This is a genomic window from Halorubrum sp. SS7 (assembly GCF_005435055.1).
GTDB classification, from domain to species: Archaea; Halobacteriota; Halobacteria; order Halobacteriales; family Haloferacaceae; genus Halorubrum; species Halorubrum salinarum.
The window spans coordinates 1-699 of sequence record NZ_SGXV01000203.1 but is presented as its reverse complement, the minus strand read 5'-3'; the positions used below and the strand labels follow the sequence as shown (position 1 = coordinate 699).

1 protein-coding gene is annotated in these 699 nt (G+C 66.7%); it reads right to left on the bottom strand.

The window, feature by feature from the left end; all coding sequences use genetic code 11:
• On the bottom strand, window positions 1-652 hold a 652-nt coding region (locus EXE44_RS17635), incomplete at its 3' end, for a type 1 glutamine amidotransferase (RefSeq protein WP_137718023.1).
• Between the last annotated feature and the right edge of the window lie 47 nt (window positions 653-699).

Below are 699 nucleotides of genomic sequence, written 5' to 3'. Positions count from 1 at the left end.
ATATCTGCCTGCTCGCCCGCGCCGCCTCGACGGATTCGTCGGTAATCCCGTCCAGCACGGAGCGCTTCCGCTCGTCCGGGAGGTCTTTCCCCTCAGTCACCCAGACCGCCGTCTCGCGGTCGTACTCCGGATGGAACTGTATCCCGTAGCTACTGCCGATGCGGAAGGCCTGAACGCCGAAGCCGTTGCGTGCGAGCGTCGCCGCGCCCGGGGGAAGTTCGGCGACGCGGTCGGAGTGCGTCTCGAAGCTGGTGAACCGCTCCGGGAGTCCCTCGAACAGCCGGTCGTCGCCGAGGCGCACGATCCGCTCGTATCCGAGTTCGTACTCCCCCATGTCGACGACGCGACCGCCCAGCGCCTGCGCGAGGAACTGGTGCCCCCAGCAGATGCCCACCGTCGGCACGTCCGCCCGGTGGACCCGACGGATCCACTCCGTCAGCTCGTGGATCCAGTCGCGGTCGTCGTACGCCGAGGTCTGCGACCCGCTGACGACGACGCCGTCGAACCGCCAGTCGGACGCCGACACCGACGGCGGGAACTCGCCCTCGCTCGCCTTGTAAACGACGACCTCCGCGTCGAGTTCCCGACGGAGGTTCGACTCCGCGGGCGTCTCCCCCACCGACGCATCGATCACTGCGAACGTTACGCTCATCTGTCTACCGAGGCGCACTACGGTCAAATTACTTTGTGTGTAATGTA